The 18626-nt window shown below is 40.8% G+C and carries 13 protein-coding genes; 8 read left to right on the top strand and 5 right to left on the bottom strand.

Annotated elements, in window-relative coordinates:
• The first annotated feature begins 650 nt into the window (after positions 1–650).
• The 5 genes from pssA to GW828_RS00230 all read left to right on the top strand — a co-directional run bounded on the left by pssA (position 651) and on the right by GW828_RS00230 (position 5756).
• A complete protein-coding gene (pssA, locus tag GW828_RS00250; RefSeq protein ID WP_124014952.1) occupies positions 651–1991 on the top strand; it encodes a CDP-diacylglycerol--serine O-phosphatidyltransferase in 1341 nt (446 codons plus the stop codon).
• Between the two features lie 71 nt (positions 1992–2062).
• Positions 2063–2872 carry a tRNA-uridine aminocarboxypropyltransferase gene (locus GW828_RS00245; protein WP_182741809.1) on the top strand — a complete coding sequence of 270 codons (810 nt, stop codon included), beginning with the start codon at positions 2063–2065 and terminating at the stop codon, positions 2870–2872.
• 149 nt (positions 2873–3021) lie between these two features.
• Positions 3022–3375, top strand: a complete 354-nt coding sequence (locus GW828_RS00240) for a hypothetical protein (RefSeq protein ID WP_124014950.1) — start codon at positions 3022–3024, stop codon at positions 3373–3375.
• A 105-nt stretch (positions 3376–3480) separates the two neighbouring features.
• Positions 3481–5484: a RecQ family ATP-dependent DNA helicase gene (locus GW828_RS00235; protein ID WP_273057339.1), complete on the top strand. Its 2004-nt coding sequence runs from the start codon at positions 3481–3483 to the stop codon at positions 5482–5484.
• Positions 5481–5756, top strand: a complete 276-nt coding sequence (locus GW828_RS00230; protein ID WP_124014948.1) for a hypothetical protein — start codon at positions 5481–5483, stop codon at positions 5754–5756. The genes GW828_RS00235 and GW828_RS00230 overlap by 4 nt, the downstream gene beginning before the upstream one ends.
• A 199-nt stretch (positions 5757–5955) precedes the next feature.
• On the opposite strand, the gene eco is transcribed toward GW828_RS00230, so the two are convergent.
• On the bottom strand, positions 5956–6522 hold the full coding sequence (eco, locus tag GW828_RS00225; RefSeq protein WP_182741811.1) for a serine protease inhibitor ecotin: 567 nt from the start codon (positions 6520–6522) through the stop codon (positions 5956–5958).
• A gap of 222 nt (positions 6523–6744) precedes the next feature.
• Between eco and GW828_RS00220 the strand changes: the two genes are divergently transcribed.
• Complete coding sequence (locus GW828_RS00220; protein WP_182697419.1) at positions 6745–7767, top strand: GGDEF domain-containing protein; 1023 nt, start codon at positions 6745–6747, stop codon at positions 7765–7767.
• A 139-nt stretch (positions 7768–7906) separates the two neighbouring features.
• Here GW828_RS00220 and GW828_RS00215 read toward each other — a convergent pair whose 3' ends face one another.
• The 3 genes from GW828_RS00215 to GW828_RS00205 form a co-directional block, all read right to left on the bottom strand.
• Positions 7907–10615, bottom strand: a complete 2709-nt coding sequence (locus GW828_RS00215) for a bifunctional acetate--CoA ligase family protein/GNAT family N-acetyltransferase (protein ID WP_273057342.1) — start codon at positions 10613–10615, stop codon at positions 7907–7909.
• Positions 10616–10920: 305 nt separating this feature from the next.
• Positions 10921–14106, bottom strand: a complete 3186-nt coding sequence (locus tag GW828_RS00210) for an efflux RND transporter permease subunit (RefSeq protein WP_182697418.1) — start codon at positions 14104–14106, stop codon at positions 10921–10923.
• Between the two features lie 5 nt (positions 14107–14111).
• Entirely contained in the window at positions 14112–15299 is a 1188-nt protein-coding gene (locus GW828_RS00205) for an efflux RND transporter periplasmic adaptor subunit (protein WP_182697417.1), read from the bottom strand.
• A 148-nt stretch (positions 15300–15447) separates the two neighbouring features.
• On the opposite strand from GW828_RS00205, the gene GW828_RS00200 reads away from it, so the two are divergent.
• Positions 15448–16008: a GNAT family N-acetyltransferase gene (locus tag GW828_RS00200; RefSeq protein ID WP_273057345.1), complete on the top strand. Its 561-nt coding sequence runs from the start codon at positions 15448–15450 to the stop codon at positions 16006–16008.
• 76 nt (positions 16009–16084) lie between these two features.
• On the opposite strand, the gene trxB is transcribed toward GW828_RS00200, so the two are convergent.
• Positions 16085–17038: a thioredoxin-disulfide reductase gene (gene trxB / locus GW828_RS00195; protein WP_124014941.1), complete on the bottom strand. Its 954-nt coding sequence runs from the start codon at positions 17036–17038 to the stop codon at positions 16085–16087.
• 551 nt (positions 17039–17589) lie between these two features.
• Here trxB and GW828_RS00190 point away from each other — a divergent pair.
• The gene (locus tag GW828_RS00190; protein WP_273057347.1) at positions 17590–18618 is read left to right on the top strand and encodes a hypothetical protein; all 1029 of its coding nucleotides are present in this window, start codon (positions 17590–17592) and stop codon (positions 18616–18618) included.
• The last annotated feature ends 8 nt before the right edge of the window (positions 18619–18626 follow it).

Here is an 18626-nt window from a genome sequence, read left to right as displayed (position 1 = left end):
GAGATGGAATAGTATTGAAGTCATATAAGTCTACATCTAGGTATCACTAACGATAGGTTATGGTAGCTGATGCTAACCTTGGCTGATACGAATTTGATAATGTTTCGTCCTTTTTGATGACATGCTTATCCCTTTAGTGTGATTATCATGTTTCTATAGCTGACCATAGGCTGGCTAGTTCGCAAGCAATATGGCATTAAAGTATTAATTATCGGCAAAAAAACACACTAAAACGGCAGCTAAGTAAGAAAAATCTTGCTCATCACCTTGTTAATCGGTAATTTCTATCAGCTTAAGAGGACGCCAATCTCAACTATCTGCCAAATAACAATGCTACAGTGCTGCAACAGCAGTATTTGATTGCATATTGTGTCTTAGCAAAAGCAGATTTGAGTTTGATAGACTGGCGATAATTTATCGTTAAACAGTATTGTTTTTACTGAGATGTTATTTTGTCAGTATTATCGCAATCGCGTTGTAAGAAACATCATCAGTTGAGGTTGGTTATAAAAACGGCCTTTATGTCGAGACAAACATAGCGTGTGCTTAAACATGCAACCTTATGCTTGTTAAACAATTGAACAGCGTACTCACAATTACAATATATCGCTGTGATGTTTTTGAATTTGATCCCATTACTGATAAGCGTAATGGTCACCCATTTTAAGGAGGATGCCTTGCTGGATAAGCTAGGTGGTATTGCCCTAAATGCAGATGCTGTGTCTTGGTTGCTTAACCCGAAAGATTTTAAGCAAGCCTTGCTAACTAAAATCGCAGCGGCAACATCTTCAATTTACATCGCGGCATTATATGTTGAAGATGATGAAGCAGGTCGTGAAGTATTGCAGGCGTTATTAGACGTCAAAGCCCAAAATCCACAAATAGATATTAAGGTATTAGTTGATTACCACCGTGCACGCCGCGGCTTAATTGGTCAAAAGGGCGACAGTGGCAACTATATTTTATACCGTAAATTAATGGCTGAAGCGTCACACCCATTTGATATAGTGGGCGTGCCAGTAAAGTCGCGAGAATTTATGGGCGTGTTGCATCTTAAAGGTTTTATTATTGACGACGCCGTGATTTACAGTGGCGCGAGCATTAACAATATTTATTTACAGCAACAAGAAAAATACCGTTTCGATAGATATCATGTTATTGACTGTCCAGAGCTTGCTCGCAGCATGCGTGACATGATCAAACAAGATATCGTCAGTGATCCTGCTGTAAGCATATTAAGTCAATCTGGCGATATTGAAGAAAACCCTGAAAAGAACGACATCAAAAGTTTTAAACATCGTTTATCTCAGGTGCGCTATCAGTACAAGTCAACCACAGTCGGTAACCGTATTACACCGTTAGTTGGCCTTGGCAGAAAGAACAACCAATTAAACGACACTGTGATCAACCTGGTCGATTCCTCTACAAAAGAGCTGTTTATTTGTACCCCTTATTTCAATCCACCAACGATTTTGACTCGCGCATTAGCTAGACACCTGCGTGAAGGGAAGAAAATAGACATCGTTGTGGGTGATAAAACCGCCAATGACTTTTATATTCCACCGGATCAGGATTTTTCAACCATTGGTGCATTGCCTTACATGTATGAACAATCACTGCGTAAATTTGCCAAGAATCAGCAGTGGGCGATCGAGAATGGACAACTTAATATTCATTTATGGAAAGATGGGATTAACAGCTTTCATTTAAAAGGCATTAGTGCCGATAATCGCAAGCATCTGATCACCGGCTCTAACTTAAACCCGCGAGCTTGGGCGTTAGATTTAGAAAATGGTTTATTGTTGCATGATGAGTCGGGGAGTTGGAAAGAGTCGTTCATCAAAGAGCAGCACTATATTTTACTCCACACTGAACGATTATTTCATTATAGCCAAATTGATACCTTGCAGAAGTACCCAAAACCAGTGAAAAAAATTATGAATCGAATTCGCCGTTTAAAAGCAGACTTTTTATTGCGGCGTATCTTATAATTACCTCATCAGTGTCATATCCGTTCATCACCAAATTTGGTGATGAATTTTTTTCACCTCAGAGTTCTTTAATGTCAGAGTTATCAATAAAATCAATTAAACCGCCTATTCATGCAGTCCATCGCTTACATGAATACCGAAAGTCATTATCGACTAAGCCGTTTGGTGCCCGCGGTAAGAAGCTGATTAGGTGTAATCTTTGTCTCTTAGGTGAATTATTTTGTACCTGTGAACATCGGCAATATTTAACCACTAACGTTAGCTTTATGTTGATGATGTATAACGACGAAGTCTTAAAGCCCACTAATAGCGGCAGGTTAATTGCTGATTTAATTCCAGATACCCATGCATTTTTATGGACTCGAACAGATACCGACAGCGCAATGTTAGCGTTACTCGATAATCCTCAATACCAACCCTTTTTAGTGTTTCCACAACAATATGTGCAGAGCGAGCAAATTATTGTTGAGCAAATAACCCCAGCCTTGCTAACTTCGGAGCAGGGGCAAGCTAAAATTCCTTTGTTGGTAATGCTTGATGGCAGTTGGCGCGAAGCAATCAAAATGTATCGTAAAAGCCCGTATTTACATCAAATGCCGGTATTATCATTTGCGCCAGAAACCTTAGCGACTTATGCACTACGTAAAGGCAGTCATGATTTTCAGTTAGGCACAGCTGAAGTTGCGGCGCTGGCATTAAGCGCTGCTCAAGAGCCTCAAAATGGTTTGGCACTATCGACCTGGTTTGATTTATTCGTAGAATCTTCATTGCTGGGGCGTAATCGCCGCGCAAAAGAAACCTTAACCCCAATTGCTGTGTATATTGATGCGTTCAAACTCGCATTAAAAGTCAGTCATGAGCACATAAAACGCAGTATTTAGGCGGCTGAATCGACGCCAAACGGTTGCATATTGTGACTAATTACGAGATGCTAACAGACGTTTATTACTTGAGTTATATTGCTAACAAATGAGCGAAGCTAAGGCTTTACGCTAATGTCAGGTTTTCATTAAGGACTGTTTTATACGTTATGGAAGAGTTGATCAACAGTGCTAAAGCGCTAAATGCTAAGAAATTGGTTGTGTTGTGTCGTCTTGAACCGGGTTGTTTAGGCCCTGATGGCATCGATCATATTGACGCTTTTTGCCAAGTTGCAGAACGTGCATTAGTGAATTTTAATGCCGATATATGTCATTGGTGTCTTGCGCCTCGCTTAGATAAAAGTTTGATTGAAATACAATACAGCCTTGCAGGAAAAGTCTTATCTCGTGATAAAGCAATTAAGTTTATCAGCTCTTTTGAACAAGACCTTGATGTCATAGAAGAACGCTTTGAAGATAAACTGACTCAATTGATCAATCAGTATATCGCCCGTAAACGTTAGATTGAGCGTAGCGTGCTTTAGCTTTTCCTCCATGCTACTGATGCTCGATCTCATATCGTTAACAGTTTAATCCTATGTTATTTGGGGTTAATAATAGGATTTATTATGACTCCCTTTATAGATTCAGCCGCCGCTGAAGCCTGCCCAACATCTTCCGAAACTCAGATATTGCACCAACAATTACAACAGCAATTTGGTTTTACTCAGTTTAGAGAAGGCCAACAGGCGGTTATCGAAACCATTTTAGCGGGCCATTCTGCGCTAGCCATATTTCCTACCGGTTCGGGTAAATCCTTGTGTTATCAATTTTGCGCTCAACAGTTACCTAAGCTGACTTTGGTTATTTCACCGTTATTAGCGTTAATGAAAGATCAATTGGCCTTTTTAGCGAGTAAAGGCATAGCTGCAGCGAGTATTGATTCAAGTTTAACTTATGATCAAACTCAGCAAGTGATGCGCGATATTCGTGAGCAACGTACGCGGATTTTGATGGTATCGGTTGAGCGTTTTAAAAATGAACGCTTTAGGCAATTTCTCAAGTCGGTTCCCATTTCTTTGCTGGTGGTTGATGAGGCGCATTGTATTTCGGAGTGGGGACATAATTTTCGCCCCGATTATCTGAAAATCCCTCAGTACTGCCAAGAGTTTTCCATACCGCAAAGTTTATTATTAACCGCGACAGCCACTGAACAAGTTAAATTAGATATGGCTAAGCGTTCTGGTTTGTCCGCGCAACACATAGTACAAACCGGGTTTTACCGAGCCAATTTAGATTTGGCAGTTGTTGCAGTGAGTCAGCAACAAAAACTTACTCAGCTTACACGTACCGTAAAAGACTATTCCGGTAGCGGTATTTTTTATGTCACCTTGCAGCAAACTGCTGAAGATGTAGCCCAGCACCTAATCGCTGAGGGTATCAATGCCGCGGCTTATCATGCGGGAATGGATCAAATACGACGTCAACAAATTCAACAGCAATTTATGGATAATCAAATCCAAGTAATTGTGGCAACCATTGCCTTTGGCATGGGCATTGATAAATCCGATATTCGTTTCGTTATCCATTTTGATTTGCCCAAATCGATTGAAAACTACAGTCAGGAAATTGGCCGAGCAGGGCGTGATGGTCAATTATCCCATTGTGTGACACTCGCTAACTTAGACGGCTTAAATACTGTTGAAAATTTCGTTTACGGTGACACTCCTGAACCACAAAGCATTGGCCAGTTATTAGAGACCATTGCCTCAGAAACCGACAATGGTCGCTGGGAAGTACAAGAATATCCTTTATCAAGCGCATGCAATATTCGCTCATTGCCGCTAAAAACTTTATTTGTCCAATTAGAGCTATTGGGCGTGATCCGTCCAAGTTATGCTTATTTTGCAGAATTTAAATACCGCTTTGTTGAAGAGCAGGATGTCATTCTCAGCCGATTTAACCAACAACGTCAGCAGTTTCTTCGCCAAGTGTTTGCTCATACACAGTTTAAAAAGATTTGGGGACAGTTGGATTTTGATACTTTATATCAACAACATGGCTGTGAACGGCAGCGTGTTGTGGCTGCACTAGATTATTTAGCAGAGCAAAATTTGATTATTCTTGAGACAAAAAAAATCACTCAAGTGTATGATGTACAAGAGCAGGCATTAGCGACACCGCAACAATTGCACCATTTGACTCAGCAACTCGGTCAATATTTTAGTGACAATGAACACAAAGAGATTGTGCGGATTGGTAAGCTAGTCGAATTTTTTGAACTTGATCGTTGTTTAAGTGCGAATTTAGCTCAATATTTTGATGACCACTCAGTGCCACAAAATTGCGGTCACTGCAGCGTTTGTCGTGGGCAAATTGCCATCTTATCCAAACAAGCTGTGGCTCCGTTACCAGACTCGGCCACAGTGACAACATTGCTTGAACCGTTAATCTCAGTGGCTCAAGCAAAATCGTTACCCACTCCAACCATTGCTACGCAAGCTAAATTCCTTGCTGGTATGATAATGCCAATGTTTAGTCGTTTGAAAGTTAAACAATTAGAGGGCTTTGGACGTTTTAGTGCTTATCGATATCAAGATATCCTGGATACTGTTAAGAAGGTAAATTCATGAAACCGGTTCCTAAAATATTGTTAGAGCGACACGGTGAGTTAATACAAAGTGAAGGTGTGACAGTCGTGTCCCATATTCAACGTCAAGTTGGAGACTGGGTGGTACAAACGTTAATGATTAAAGATTGTGATGTGCCATTTAAATACAAGCGACCTCAACGTTTCAAGAGCTTGTTAGATCATAAAGTCAATTTGATTTATTACCCATCGAAAGAGGTCATTGGTGGCTTTGAAATTGAAATAATGCAAGTAGTAAGGGTGCGCCGTTACTAAAACCTATATTAAGCTCAGCTCACCAAGCTTTCGGTGTGCTGAGCGCAATATCAGAGAGCTTGAGAACTTGAACCCCCCAGTATGTTTATCATCTCTATCTGCACCGTTATTGGCTGCTTGAATGCGATGCCCCCACAAAGTCAATCAATAGTCGATGATTAAAGACTCAAGAATTACTTAAGTCCTTTATATCTAGAGCTTACTGCCCACTAAACACAAACTCATTTGCGGTTTTCCATAATCTATAGCGTAATTCTGTTCCTTGTGGCAAATAAAACACTTTTGGTTGACGACTGTCATAGCTGAGTGTCAGGGCTTGATTGAGAACAATAAATTTGGCTTTTTTCGCTTCAGTACACATCATTCTGGTCGTCGGCCCCTGCATGACCTGATCGACTTGATAATAGACATATCCCCAACCAGGTAATGATAGGGTGTTAATATCGCCCATCAGTTGAGTTTTATTACAGTCAACGACTTTATTTTGGCCTATTTGCACTTCAAGCATGTAATCTTGTTCATTTGTCAGAGCAGGCAATGTCAGGATGTGTTGCACCATTCCAGAAGTGGGGGCTGGATACATTTTTGTGGACTCTTGCGCTTGATAGTCACGGGTATCCATCACGCTGCTACTGATGTTTATGCTGTTTAAGTGATTGTTGTCAACTGGGTTGGTCGCACAAGAGCTAAATGATAATGCACTCGCTATGACAACGGTAAGTGTGAGAGATATTTTCTTTGCATAAGCAAATGTTTGCTGGTTCATCTTGTTTCCTTATGGAGTAAATATTGCCAATAATGAGTGGCTGGTTGGCTTATCTATTTACATTAAACGTGCTGTAACTTAAAAAGGGTTAAATAAATAAAGTTAATTTTCCCATGTTTAATGGTTAACATAACGAACAATAATTGAGTTTAGTTCATAAGTATGACATAACATACTGATAACCTTTAACACATTGTATTTATCAAAAAGGTATCGTCGTCGATGCATAATACCCAAAATCTTGAGCAAACCGCGCATATTCTGAATTTAGCGTTACCTAAAATGGCGTCTTTAGCTATTCCTGTAACGCCAGAAAATTATGCTATTTGGTTTGAATATTTTGCTGAGACGAACCTTAATTTAAAGCGCTCTATTGATGGCTTAATTGCTAATGGTGTTAAATTCACACCCGAAGTTAATCTAGGCTTATATAATCGCTTTATCGAAGAACGCTCTCCAGAAATCATTGAAAATGTGCAAATTGAAACGCATATTTTGATCAATAGTTTGCTGAGTAAGATAGAGCAGCTTAATGAAGGTACAGAAAAATTCTCAAGTAATCTCAATCAGTACGGTGAAAAACTGCAAACCAACCCTAATGTCGATGATCTTAATCTTATTGTGATGAGTATAGCGGCTGAAGTTGAACAAGTCATTGCCAAAAACCGGCAAATGTCGGCGAGTCTAGAGTCGTTGTCGACAGAGATCCTTCATCTTAAAGATGAAATGGACAACTTAAGTAAAGTCGCCATGATGGATGAACTCACCTCATTAAAAAATCGCCGTTCATATGAACTGTTTGCCGCGGAGCAGGTGACTAAGTTTGTTGATACTCAAACCGTATGCAGTCTGTTAATGATTGATATCGATGATTTTAAGCAATTTAATGACACCTTTGGTCATTTAATTGGCGATAAAGTGTTGGCCTATGTCGCCTTAGCGATGAAGAATACGGTTAAAGGTGACGATTTAGTCGCTCGGTATGGCGGTGAAGAGTTTGTCGTGATGTTACCTAATGCCAAACTTAATGATGCTGTGAAAGTCGCCGAAAAAATCCGCGAGCGAATTTCATTAAAGCAGCTTTCTATCGGTAAAGAGAAAAAACAAAATCTGGGCCATATTACCGTTTCTATTGGTGTGGCAACCATTAACACTGGCGATGATGTTGATACTTTATTATCGCGAGCAGATGAACAACTCTACAAGGCTAAAGCAGCAGGCAAAAATTGCGTTAAGTTCTCTTAATGCCAAACCGCTTTATTCACGAATGTATTTATTCCCTGATTTATGGCTATACACTTTTAGCCGAGTACTCAAATGTTCATGAATTATTTTAGGTTTGTGTTTAGCTGCCGTTAATCATTACCTTTTGATCATCATAATGTTATTTATCTTCAGCCTTAGTGCGTAAATCCATGTGCATTTTTATCAGATGTTCTTCCATATCAAACGACACAGTAAAACCAAGTGATTTAGCCAAGTTGGCCATGTTACGGTTTTCAAACATGGTAAAGCCCATTAAGAAAGGCGTGTTATTGGTTTTGTAATAGGCAATCAGTTTTTCGAGTAATAACTTCCCTAAACCTATCCCTTGATAGTTACTGCGCACAGCCATTGCAAACTCAGCTTCGGTATTATCTGGGTCTATAGAGGCTCTGACGGCGCCTAAGGTGAGCTCTTCACCGTCTGCAGTCATTGTGGTTGCAATAAACGCCATTTCTCGCGAATAATCAATTTGAGTTAATACCGCCATCTCTTCGTGGGTCATGCGCGAGCGCACCCCAAAATAGCGTTTATATCTGTCTTCATCACTTAATGAATTATCAAACTCTAAATGCCTGGGTTCATCTTCTGGCAAAATAGGTCGCAACATGACGTGTAGACCATTTTTTAAGGTGGTGGTTTGTTCTAATTCCTTAGGGTAGGGCAAAATAGCTAATCTGTTCAGATTATCTTGTGGGGTGTCATGCAGACGGATATTGACGTCTAATAAGGTGATTCTTTCGCCCGCAGCCAACACGGGGTTTATATCGATTTCGGCGATTTCTGGACAATCTATAATCAAGTGTGAAATTTGAGTCAGCATCACACACAAGGCATTCATGTCTAGCCCTAGGGGTAAATGACGGTCACGCAATTTATGCGTTTTAAGTGCTTGAATGACCATATAGCGTGCCAACGCCATATTTAATGGTGGCAGTGCCACAGCAGCATCGCGAGTGGGATCCCATTCAGAGCCACCTTCACCTAAACAGATCGCAGGGCCAAATACTGGGTCATTAATCACCGAGACTCTTATTTCTTGTGCGCCTGCCGTTAAGGCCATTTTTTGAATGATTAATCCGTCAATTTTGGCTGTAGGATTAATTTGATGAACCCGTTCAATAATAGAGTGGGCTGCATGGCTAACTTCTTCGTCTGAGGTTAAATTTAATACCACGCCATGTACATCTGATTTGTAAAGTATGTCGGGTGATTGCACTTTCAGCGCAACCGGATAACCTGCTTGATTCGCGACATTAACCGCTTCATCAACATCTTTTACAAACCAAGTTTCAATGGTGTTTAACCCGTAAGCCCTTAAAATATCAACCGCCTGATGAGTTTCCAGTACCGTTTGACCGTTTTCTAAGCTGTGTTGCAATAATGCCCGTGCTGCCTTGCTGTCAGTGGGGATGTTATCAGGTATTGATTGTGGTACTTCTTGGAGTAGCTTTTGGTTACGTCGAAACTCAACCATGTGCATAAAGGCTCTTACAGCACCTTCTGGAGTTCGATAGGTAGGAAGACCCGCAGTGGTAAAGCGTTTACGACCGAGGTAGGCTGAATCTTCACCGCTCCAATTGGTGAGCATATTAATTCGATGTCGGTTGGGATGTTGGTTAACCGTATCAATAATACTATTGGCAATTTCGACACTTTCACCCAATATAGACGGCGAATGCAGCACTAAAATAGTGTCAGTGTCGTTACTGCTCATAAGCACTTTTAATGTATCAGCGTAGCGTTGACTGTCGGCATCACCAATCATGTCAATAGGATTTTGTTTCGACCAGGTACTGGGTAAAATAGCGTTAAGTTGTGTGACTGTTTTTTCGGATAATTGAGCTAGTTTACCGCCTTTGATAATTAACTCATCCGCAGCCAGTACCGCAGGACCGCCGCCATTGCTCATTATCACTAAACGTTCTCCCTTAAGCGGGGTAGAATGCGCCAGACTTTCAACTGCAGCAAATAATTCAATGAGATCATTTACCCTAAGCATACCTGCACGTCTAAAAGCGGCTTCATAAACGGCATCATTGCCACCAATTCCGCCAGTATGCAGCATTGCCGCTTCAATGCCTTCTCGGCTGCGGCCTGATTTGATCACAAAGATAGGTTTGTTTCTTGAGGCTGCGCGGGCGGCAGACAAAAAATGGCGCTTTTCATTAATGGAATCAATGTACAACATAATAGCGCTGGTTTTACTGTCACGGCCTAAGTAATCGAGTAATTCATCAAAATCGATATCGGTGGCATCGCCTAGTGAAATAAACGATGAAAAGCCAATTCCCTTGTTGTTCGCCCAATCAAGAACCGTGGTACAAATTGCAGCAGATTGCGATACAAAAGCAATTTTACCTATGTTAGCTCCTGCATGCGCTAAGCTGGCATTCAATCCCATTGGCGGTAATATCATCCCCAGGCTGTTAGGGCCTAACAAACGCATGCCGTAGCGTTTAGCATATTGCTTGGTAATTTCGAGTAAATTGTTACCTTGCTCGTCGGTTTGCGATGCCATCCCAGAGGCCATAATAATCGCCACTTTGCAGCCAAATTGAGCTAAGCGTTCGACAATACTGGGAACCTTTAGCGCATTGGTGCATATAATGGCTAAATCAGGTTTGATGGGTAAGGCTTCAATGTTCGGGTAAGCTAAGACTCCCATGACTGCGGTATATTTAGGTGTTACCGGCATAATTGGACCCGAAAAACCACCCGAAAGTAGGTTCTTCATCACCGCTTTTCCTGCACGTTTATTGCCGTTAGATGCGCCGATAACCGCCACTGACGTTGGCTTAAATAGCGCATTAATGCTGCGTTGACTCATAGAATTTGACCTTAGCTGGCTGGCAATAAACACTGTGATTATGCTTAGATTAGCATAAACTTTTATCAAATAACGATAAACAATCTATTTTACTTGATGAGATATTTTATGAATAAAACCAATTACTCAGAAAGTTTTTACAATTAATTGTCACATCTTAAAATTGTATACTGGCTTACACTTTAGATTAAAAATCAATGTTGAATGAATAATAGATAAGGCTCAGTAATGCAACAAAGTAAAAGGGCCATTAAGGCCCTTTTTTATGGTTGATACTCATTATTGCAAGTCGAAGTTGCCCGTGACTAGTGTTGCTCGGTGACTGTTGTTGCAGACGAGGATTTAGGGGCATAAATATTGATAAGCTTGCGCATCATGTCTTTACCGTCTTCAATTGCAATGTATAAGCAAGGGATGAGACACAAGGTCACCACAGTTGCAAACAGTACCCCAAAGGCCAATGATACCGCCATTGGGATCACCATTTGAGCTTGCATACTGGTCTCGGCCATAATCGGTACTAAACCAATGAATGTAGTCAATGAGGTTAGCATGATGGCTCTAAAGCGGCGGCAACCTGCATTTAAGACAGCTTCTTTTATTGGTACCCCTGATTTTCGCGAAGTATTGACATAATCGACCATCACTAACGAATCATTCACAACCACACCCGCAGCAGCGATAATACCAAACATAGATAGCACACTTAAATCGATACCCAGGATAATGTGTCCCATTACCGATCCAATGACACCAAACGGGATCACAGACATGATCATAATCGGTTGAATGTATGAGCGTAGTGGAATTGCCAATAAGCTATAAATCAGCAATAACGATAAAATAAAGTCACGCATTTGGGTATCTGCGCTGTCTAATTGCTCTTGAATACTACCTGATACTTCACTGTGTACCCGCGGATACTTAATTAGCAACTCTGGCATAAAGTTATCACGGATATCTTTAGCCAATTTAAAGGGTTCAGTTTGATCGGCATCCACACTGGCCCATACGTTAATCGTACGGTTTCCATTTTCACGGCGGATGCTGTTAACCCCTTGAACCACTTTAATGTCTGCCACTTCGGATAAAGGTAACTCTGTCCCTTGTGGAGTGTTAATCATCACATCTTGTACCAGTGCGATAGAATTGCGCTGTTCTTCTGGATAGCGAAGCATTACTTTAATTTCTTCACCATTTCGAATAATTCGCTGTGCTTCTAAACCGTAAAAACTGTTACCCACTTGCGAGGCAATATTGGCCAGTGTTAGGCCTAATGCATTGGCTAACGGTTTTAATTGGAATTGCACTTCTTTAACACTTGATTGGCGACTGTCATTAACGTCACTGACACCCTTAAGTGAATTAAGCTTTTGTTTAAGCTCTAGTGATGCAGCAACTAATTGGCTCTCATCTTTTCCCTCAAGTCTGAAGCTAATGTCGCCGTCTTCACGACCGCCACCCATTAAACTGTCCTGAATGCTAAATGATTTTACCCCAGGAATTTGCGGCATCGCCTTACGCCATAAATCAGCTAAAGCAAATGTATCCATTGGTCTGAGTGACGGATCGACTAGTTTAGTCATTACTTCTGCAGTCGTTTGATCTTTGAGATCAACCTGCATATCAGAAATCATTTTTTGGCCGTATTGTCGCTCTATTTTTTTATCGACATCGTATAAGGTTTGCTCAATCGCCAATGCCGCCGCAAGTGTCGACTTCTCTGAGGCATCTACGTTCATTTCAACTGTGACTCTAGGGAAGTCATGAGGAATTTTTGGTTGACCAATAAAGCGCACCAAACCACCCATATACAGACCAACACAGATCAGGATCAAGCTGATGAACAACATGATCACGGCATAGCGATACTGAACCGCTAATTCAAGCGAAGGGCGATACATAGAAGTAATGAATATATTCAAGCCACGATCAATTTTGCCTTGAATAAAATTGACCCCGTTACGCAACCAATCTAATGGATTTTTTGAACCGGGTTTAACGATTTTAGGTTTTTTCATGTGCGCCAAATGCGCGGGTAAAATCAGCTTTGATTCTATTAATGAAAACAACAAACATAAAATAACGATATAACCAATAGCCTGACCAAATGCTGATGACGGGCCATCGTCCATAGTGATGGGGAGGAAAGCAGCAATAGTCGTCAGTACCCCAAAGGTTGCTGGCATGGCGACTTTTTTGACCCCACGGATAACACTGTCGATGCTTTGGCCGTGCTCTTCAGATTCGCTGTGGGCACTTTCGCCCATCACAATCGCATCGTCGACCACGATCCCCAGCACCAAGATAAAGGCAAACAAGCTAATAACGTTGATGGTGACATCGATAAATGCCATTGGCATAAACAGTAAGGTACCTAAGAAACATACTGGTAGTCCCATCATTACCCAAAATGCTAATCGAACCCTTAAGAATAGCGCTAGCATAATAAATACCAGTACGGCACCACTTTTCATACTGTCGAGCATCAGCTGTAAACGCCCATCTAAGTAGTAAGTCATGTCAACCCAAGGTTCAAGCTTAACTCCTTGGGGTAATATTTTTTGCTGTTTTTCGACAAAATTATTAATTGTTTTCGCTACATCGGTAATGCTCTGATTTTTAGCCGCACCAATAAAGAAGGTAACCGAATTCTTGCCATTAAATTTTGAGTATTGAATACCTTCTTGAAAGCCATCATTGACGGTGGCGATATCACCCAATAAGATCTTAGTGCCATCATCTAATGTTAATAATGGTAGCTGTTCAAACTCATAACCTACATAGGCTTGGTTCTGGACTCGTAAATTAATGTAACCATTTTCTGCTTTAATTTGTCCTGCAGACATATTTCGTGAATAACCACGCACCGCACTAGCAACATCGTCAAAGGTTAAACCATATTCACGTAAGCGATCTTTGCTGACTTCAATACCGATTTCATATCCAAGACCGCTATAGTATTCGCTAATATTGACACCAGGCAGTTGCATTATCTCATCGTTAATTCGCTCGCCTAAATCTTTGAGCTGTATTTGGTCTAAATCGCCATACAGACTTAAATACATCACCTCTTGTCTGAATTTAATCCGTTCAACTTTAGGTGGTTCCATACCACCTGGAAAGGTTGAAATAGAGCCAATTTCGGCTTTAACTTCTTCAAGTACTACTTGAGGATCATATGATTCCTCAACTTGAAAATACCCTTGAGCCATATTACGGTTTGAATAGGTAATGACCCGTTTTAATCCTTGAACACTCTCTAAAGCTTGTTCAATTTTAATGGTAATGCCTTCTTCCACTTCTTGTGGTGCAGTGCCTGGGTAGACTGCGCTGAATTGGATCCAGTTAATTTCAACCGCTGGGAAGAATTGCTTGCGGATAGTATTAGCAGTCAACAGACCGCCGAGTAAAATAATGATCATCAGCAAGTTTGCCGCGACACTATTACGGGCAAACCAAGCGATGATTCCTTTATTCGTATCGTCCATGATGTTTATTTACCTTCCATAGCGATTTCAGTTTTATCGGTTTCTATCGGCTCGTCCTGAAGGATTTTATCTACCGGCAACGCCAGCTTCATACCTTCTAATGGGTAATCAAGCGCTGATGTGATGACTTCCATTCCAGGATCCAGACCTTCAGAAATAACCACATTGGCGCCTTCTTGGCGAATAATCTTTACGGGTTTATAGCGTAAGGTGTTGTCGCTATCCATTATTGCGACTAAGCCATTTACAATTAAATGACGTGGAATAACGGCGACATTGCCAGCATTACTACCTTGTATGTTTGCAGTAACATAGGTGCCGAAACGTAATTCATTTTTATCGGTTTTCAGTCCATATGGGTCTTCAATTTCAGCAACCAGATAGGTCATGCGACTTTTACTGTCAACAACTCCTTCACTGCGAACTATTTTCCCTTGCCACTGTTGTTTACTACCGGCGAAGTTACCCATTAATGTCACTTCAGAATGAGTGCCTTTTTGATCCAAATATTGCATTTCTTTATCGGCGAGAGGTAAGCGAATTTCAGCCGTATCGGTATTATAAATGTGTCCGATTTTACTTCCTGTGGTGACATAAGCACCTAAACCAATTTCACGGCTAGAAATAAGTGCATCATAAGGGGCGCGGATCACAGTCCGTTCTAGATCTCGATGTGATCGGAGTAAATCGGCTTCTGCACTTTTTAGCTTAGCTAATTCTTGAGCGAGTTGTGGTTTACGCAAACTGAGAGCGGTAGGCTTACTATTGGTAATTTCTGCCCATTCACGTAAGGCAACTTCACCATTAGCGCGTTCTTGAACCATGTTAGCTTTTGCTGATGCCACATTAGCCTGAGAATCTAATAAGCCAGCTTCGTAATCACTAGGATCAATCTTAGCTAAAATATCGCCTTTTTTAACAAAGCCACCTTTGACGAATTTATCCGCTAGATAAATGATTTCACCACTGACTTGTGCAACCAATTCGGTATCGTACTTGGCTGCGACGACACCGTATGAACTGACCGAAAAGGTCATGGGTTTGTACTCGATGGCTTCCACTGACACCAGAGGAGTAGTATCAACGACAGGCTTTTCCTCTGGGGGCTTTTTTAACGCAGAAATCCCAACTAAACCAGCTATTCCAATTGCTAATACTATTATCGGTAGTATGATTTGTTTTTTAGTTGCCACGATCTTTCCTTATAAAATAATGCGTTATTTTTGCAGTAAGCCAAGTCAATACTGCCAATAGTCTTTTTTGTCATTTATATGTTAATCGAAATGTTTAATCTTTGGTGTTTCATTGTGTAAACTTGTGTGTCAACCCAAGGAGAAAACAATGCAAGTCGCCAATACATCTAGATTACAATTATCATTAATAACCCTTGATGACAGTGCATTATTATTTGAACTCGACCAGGACGAGCGAGTCATGCATTTTCTCAATGGTGGAATTAAAACCACACAGCAGCAGATTGATACGGTGATGATGCCAAGATTAGCTCAATATTTACATCCTGCTAAAGGTTGGGGGTTATGGAAAGTCCAAGCGCTTGATTGTGCTGAAAATGAGCAACACGGCTTAAGCGGCGAGTATTTAGGCTGGGTATTAGTCAGACCGATGCACTTTTTTACCCAAGCACAGCCACATAACTTGGAATTAGGTTGGCGGTTTAAACATATCAGTTGGGGTAAAGGCTATGCTACCGAAGCAGCGAAAGCGGTAATAGAGGCTGTGAGTGCCTCAGCTGAAGTAACCCATGTCAGTGCTATTGCAGTAGAAGACAATCTAGCTTCAATTGCAATAATGAAAAAACTCGGTATGACTTTTCAGCATAAGAGTATTCACCGCGATCCTTTAGGTGATACCGAAGCGGTGTTCTACCAAAAAATGGTGTAATACTCATTCGATTCATTTTGATAACAGCTATAAAAAAGAGCAGCCTGAGCTGCTCTTTTTGATTAAATGTAATCAATTACTTTTTTGCGTCTAGGTAACGTTCAGCATCAAGTGCAGCCATACAACCCGTTCCGGCAGAAGTGATGGCTTGACGATAATGTTGATCCATTACGTCACCACATGCATAAACACCTTCGATGCTAGTTTGTGTTGCATTGCCTTGTAAGCCACTGTTAACTTTTAAGTAACCGTGATTCATTTCTAGCTGATCAGCAAAAATGCCAGTATTTGGGCTGTGGCCGATCGCAACAAACACACCAGCGACTTCTAAGTCGGTAACTGAACCATCTTTAGTGCTCTTTTTCTTAAGACCTGTCACACCCATGTCATTACCCGTCACTTCTTCCAGTGTTTGGTCTAGGTGTAAAATGATATTACCGTTAGCGACTTTATCCATTAAGCGGTTAATCAAAATCTTTTCTGAACGGAAACTATCACGACGGTGAATTAAGTGAACTTCAGACGCGATGTTGCTTAAATAAAGTGCTTCTTCAACAGCAGTGTTACCGCCACCGATAACCGCAACTTTTTGGTTACGGTAGAAGAAACCATCACATGTTGCGCAGGCAGAAACACCACGGCCCATGAACGCTTCTTCAGACGGAAGGCCTAAATATTTAGCCGATGCACCGGTCGCAATAATTAATGCATCACAAGTAAACTCGCCGTTGTCACCTTTTAAGCGGAAAGGGCGCTCAGTTAGGGTCACTTCATTGATATGATCGAAAATAATTTCAGTATCAAACTTTTCAGCGTGCTTTTGCATGCGTTCCATTAATGCTGGACCAGTTAAGTCTTCCGCATCGCCTGGCCAGTTTTCTACTTCCGTAGTGGTCGTTAATTGGCCACCTTGTTGCATACCTGTGATCATCACAGGATTTAAATTTGCACGCGCAGCATAAACAGCAGCGGTATAGCCGGCAGGGCCAGAACCTAAAATTAGTAGGTTAACGTGACGAGCTTCACTCATGATTTTGATCTCCGATAACATGCCTTAAGCAATTTGCATGGGATTGTATGGAATTTACTGCGGCGGGTAAAGTGAAGTTGAGTGTAGGAAATCGATTGGGGTTATCTATTATGTAAATATTCCGTTTCAAGTGAACGAACTGACCTGACATAAATCAAAACTACCCAGCACCTGTTGAACTTCATTCGATATAATAATCAATCGTTATAATTTGCTTAGGTAGAAGCAACCACAACGAGAAAATACACCAAATGAGTACTGACGAACAATATAAGTGATATGAAAAATTTTTATTATGAACAAATTATAACTGGTGTTCAAAAAATCGTTTTTAAAATAGCGCCTGAATAATTGCTGTGTTTAAAGCATACCTTGGATCAGAAAAATAACATTTATTCCAATGAAACGACATTGCTAATAGCTAAGGCCTTATATTACTTTAAGAATTATACATCGTTTTTTTTTAATGATAATATAAGCATTACTCACGGAATGAAGTTCAAACGATTCATCGTAGCTTCAATAGGATTGATTTTTTAAAGGACTAAACTATGTCAAATGATATAGAGCTATGCTACAGCAAAAGTAATACCTATCCAGTAAACCCAAATAACGAGCCAGCTTTTGCTACGTTTCAACAAGACAACCCACATATTAATAGTGCCTTTGTCTCTGCGGGCACTCCATTTATTATGCGTAATGGAGCTAGCAATGGTTCTAATTGGCGAAAAGAACGCCCTGAATTAGTTTGCACACTTAGTCAAATACAATCTTTACCGCAACAAGCAAAACGAAATATTGCTTTGATGGATGATATGTTTGGAGGCGAAAACCTACAAGCCCTCGCTGATTTTTATCAAGCTGAATTAGCACCCATGGTGCGCAATGAAAGCATCGGAGCCATAGGTGCAGCATCTACAGCTTTAGATACAAGATTAAGTAACTTTGCTAAAGCCGCTCATAAACTTCAAGATGCATTAGAGAAAGTTAGAATAGGCGCACAAGCAAAATATCCTAAAGCCAAAATGATGATGTTAGAACAAAACGCAAGGGAACTTGGGAAAGACTTCAATCAAAAATTCCAGACAGAAATCAATAAATACATTGGTCGGGTCAAAAGCAAAAGAGGTACTGTTTACAGTAATGCTGATCGTGGTATCAATAAAGCAAAAAGCGGTAGGTCCATAAAACCGATTCAATTTACCTCTACAGTTGATTTTCAAAATTTACGCGCTTTTGAAATGGGAGCAAATCTTCTCGGTAAAGGATTAATTGTGCTTGATGCTGGGATCCGTGCGGGCAATGTACATGTTGATTATTTAGCTGGAGCTAATTGGCAAAAACGTGCCGCGGTTGAAACAGCCGGCTTTGGTTTGAGTACTGCGGCAGGCTTAGCTACAGGTGCTGCAATAGTTGAAGCAGGATTAGGTATTGCTCTATTAGCAACCCCTGTTGGCTGGGTAATTATTATTGGTACAGCTGTAACTGTTGGGTATGTTGCAGCTAAAGGTGGTGATTCTATCGGGCAATGGGTTGCCAATGAAGCCTATAATATTGGTGACTGGTTAAATAGCCTATAGCGAGGGAT

Origin of the sequence: Shewanella vesiculosa, assembly GCF_009994065.1 — a bacterium.
GTDB classification, from domain to species: domain Bacteria; phylum Pseudomonadota; class Gammaproteobacteria; order Enterobacterales; family Shewanellaceae; genus Shewanella; species Shewanella vesiculosa.
The sequence above is the reverse complement of the archived record's forward strand: the minus strand, read 5'-3'. Positions and strand labels throughout refer to the sequence as shown.

Bases quoted from the DNA above. Each gene is read 5' to 3' on its own strand.
- pssA (WP_124014952.1), top strand. From the start codon at position 651: ATGGTCACCCATTTTAAGGAGGATGCCTTGCTGGATAAGCTAGGTGGT.
- GW828_RS00245 (WP_182741809.1), top strand. From the start codon at position 2,063: ATGTCAGAGTTATCAATAAAATCAATTAAACCGCCTATTCATGCAGTC.
- GW828_RS00240 (WP_124014950.1), top strand. From the start codon at position 3,022: ATGGAAGAGTTGATCAACAGTGCTAAAGCGCTAAATGCTAAGAAATTG.
- GW828_RS00235 (WP_273057339.1), top strand. From the start codon at position 3,481: ATGACTCCCTTTATAGATTCAGCCGCCGCTGAAGCCTGCCCAACATCT.
- GW828_RS00230 (WP_124014948.1), top strand. From the start codon at position 5,481: ATGAAACCGGTTCCTAAAATATTGTTAGAGCGACACGGTGAGTTAATA.
- eco (WP_182741811.1), bottom strand. From the start codon at position 6,522: ATGAACCAGCAAACATTTGCTTATGCAAAGAAAATATCTCTCACACTT.
- GW828_RS00220 (WP_182697419.1), top strand. From the start codon at position 6,745: ATGCATAATACCCAAAATCTTGAGCAAACCGCGCATATTCTGAATTTA.
- GW828_RS00215 (WP_273057342.1), bottom strand. From the start codon at position 10,615: ATGAGTCAACGCAGCATTAATGCGCTATTTAAGCCAACGTCAGTGGCG.
- GW828_RS00210 (WP_182697418.1), bottom strand. From the start codon at position 14,106: ATGGACGATACGAATAAAGGAATCATCGCTTGGTTTGCCCGTAATAGT.
- GW828_RS00200 (WP_273057345.1), top strand. From the start codon at position 15,448: ATGCAAGTCGCCAATACATCTAGATTACAATTATCATTAATAACCCTT.
- trxB (WP_124014941.1), bottom strand. From the start codon at position 17,038: ATGAGTGAAGCTCGTCACGTTAACCTACTAATTTTAGGTTCTGGCCCT.
- GW828_RS00190 (WP_273057347.1), top strand. From the start codon at position 17,590: ATGTCAAATGATATAGAGCTATGCTACAGCAAAAGTAATACCTATCCA.